The sequence below is a fragment of the Clostridium tarantellae genome, assembly GCF_009295725.1.
GTDB classification, from domain to species: domain Bacteria; phylum Bacillota; class Clostridia; order Clostridiales; family Clostridiaceae; genus Sarcina; species Sarcina tarantellae.
Map to the genome: position 1 here is coordinate 1 of NZ_WHJC01000387.1, position 2,605 is coordinate 2,605.

At 23.8% G+C, this 2,605-nt stretch carries 2 protein-coding genes; one reads left to right on the plus strand and one right to left on the minus strand.

Annotated features, from left to right (window positions below; genetic code table 11):
• The first annotated feature begins 394 nt into the window (after positions 1–394).
• Positions 395–883 carry a replication/maintenance protein RepL gene (locus GBZ86_RS14785; RefSeq protein WP_152891921.1) on the plus strand — a complete coding sequence of 163 codons (489 nt, stop codon included), beginning with the start codon at positions 395–397 and terminating at the stop codon, positions 881–883.
• A gap of 18 nt (positions 884–901) precedes the next feature.
• Here the strand turns inward: GBZ86_RS14785 and mobV are convergent, their stop codons facing one another.
• Entirely contained in the window at positions 902–2,068 is a 1,167-nt protein-coding gene (gene mobV / locus GBZ86_RS14790; RefSeq protein ID WP_152891923.1) for a MobV family relaxase, read from the minus strand.
• Positions 2,069–2,605: the final 537 nt, after the last annotated feature.

Genomic DNA, 2,605 nt, shown 5'->3' on the forward strand with positions numbered 1-2,605 from the left:
ATTTATATTTTTATTATAAGTTTGTACTGAAATTTCAGTACATTTTTTAAAAGGTCTTTTCAGTAACTTTTTAAGTTAAGTAACTTTTAAAAAAGTTACTGAAAAATAGACTATTATTTTTTTAAAAATATATAAGTTTTTTATGTCTATTTTTCGACTAAATAATATAAGATGTAAAAAAACATCGTCTAAGCTAGTAAACAAGCGACTTTACGATTTTTTTTTGTAACTGAGACAGTTTACTCTTGTAACTGAGACAGTTACAAGGGTAAACTGAGAGGGTTACAAAAAAGCAATATTTTTAAAAATATTTAAATTGATTTTGTAACTAAAATTGGTTACAATTAATTTAAATATTAATTATTTTATTTGAAAATAAAAGGGGATTTTATAAATGGGTAAAAAGAAAATTGTTAATACAGAAACAGAATTTAAATATACTATTAATGAATTAGGCGAAATAATAGATGAGGAAAATAGTTTAAAAACAAAAGTATCTTTTTCTGAAACAGAACCTAAATATGTAAAATTATATATTGATGACATTTCATTATTGCAAGGTCTTACTAACAATCAAAATAATATTTTATACAACATTTTAAAATTAACGCAATTCAGTACAAATGAAGTAATTTTAAATAAATATTACAGAGAAAAAATTGCAAAAAATTTAAATACTAATGACCAAGTTATTAGAAATGCAATTTCTAAATTAGTCAAAAAAGAAATTTTATTTAAAGTTGCTACTGGAGTATATAAATTAAATCCTTATTTATTTGGTTCTGGAACTTGGCAAAATATAAAAGGTTTAAGAATGACTATTGAATATACAAATGAAGGTAAAAAAATTCAAATAAAAGAAATAGAACAAAATAAAAGCTAGGTTTAACCTAGCTTTTATTTACATACTAAAACCATATTTTTTATTCTTTTGATTTTCATTTTGTTGAAGTTTATTTTTAAATTCAAGTTGAGTTTTATCACTACAACTTGAAAGGATCTTATTAAATTTATTTAAATGAGATTCTAACGAATTACTTTTTTTAATTAATTTTTCATGTTCTATAACCAATGAAAGATATTTATGCCTAAAATGATTTGTATTATTTTCTAAAATTTTAATTTCTTCTTGAATTTCTTTTCTAATTTCATATTCTAATTTTTTTTTCTTTTCATCAAAATTCAACTGCAAATAATCATAAGATTTGATAATTTCATTGTTACTTTCTAATTTTTCTTTTAAATCTTTATTTTTTTTATTTAAAGATTTATTTTCTTTTTTTAATTCCAAATTATCATTTAAAATTTTTTCGTACTTGTCTAGTATTTTAGAATAATCATCATTTAAAAGCTTTATTTTACCCCCTAGAATTGTTTTTTCTGTTTTTATAGAGATAATACTCTCTAAATCATTATTTGCAATTCTATGAGCGTTTAAATCGATTTTAAGACTATCTATTTCTTTTTCTAATTTTTTTATAGTTTCTTTTTTAAAATCTTGAACTTTTAGATGTTTATCTTTAGAACCTTCAACTCCACGTTCTATATTAAATCCTAATTTTTTTAAATGCTTTGGTAGTTCATCTTGTATCATTCTTAAAAATTGTCTATTGATTAATTTCTTAGCAGATAAACTACCATCTAGAGTTATAGGAACAAAAGCAAAATGCATATGTGGAGTTATTTCATCCAAATGAACATTTGCAGCAATAATATTATTTTCACCTATTTTTTCAAGTAAAAACTTATAACTTTCTATAAAAAAATTATTTCTTTCCTGCTCTGATAAAGATTTAAAAAATTCTCTATCAGAAGTTACAATACTTTCAACATAAACAATAGCATCTTTTCTAACAGCTCTAGTTGATTTTCTATTTTCCTCAATGATCCTATCAATTGTTTTTAAATAATTTACTTTTTTTAAATTAACTAAATCAAAATTATTTTTTGTCATATGTGAATTTATATCTTTATTAGCATAATTTTTATTTTCTCTTTGATTATGCTTTTGAAGTCCAAAGACATTACCCCTAGTATATTTTTGAAATCTACAAACACAATAACCCATATAATCCCCTTATTTGTTCCTTGTACCACTTAGAATTATTAAAGTAATACTCAAAATTACTAAGTACTACCAAATGATTAAAATGGTAATACTTCCATTTAAAGTATAACACACTATACTTTATTGCATAAAGGTGTGCAATTGCATTGAGCTTTAAGGGGCTTGCCCCTCTGACTTCGTCATTCACCCAGGGGGCTACCGCCTTACACTATAATTTGCTACGCTACATTACAGTTTCAGTTGGTCTACAGCAAATACTTCTTCCCTAAACATTCTGTTCCAGTTAGTTAGATAACTTATAAAAATTTATGAGGGGGTAGGGGTTGGGGGCTTTCTCCCCACCCCCTTATAACACTATCAAATAAATTAAGGCGTCGCAGACAGGAGGGAGATACGACCGTGCATATATTATTTATATTTTTATTATAAGTTTGTACTGAAATTTCAGTACATTTTTTAAAAGGTCTTTTCAGTAACTTTTTAAGTTAAGTAACTTTTAAAAAAGTTACTGAAAAATAGACTATTATTTTTTTAAAA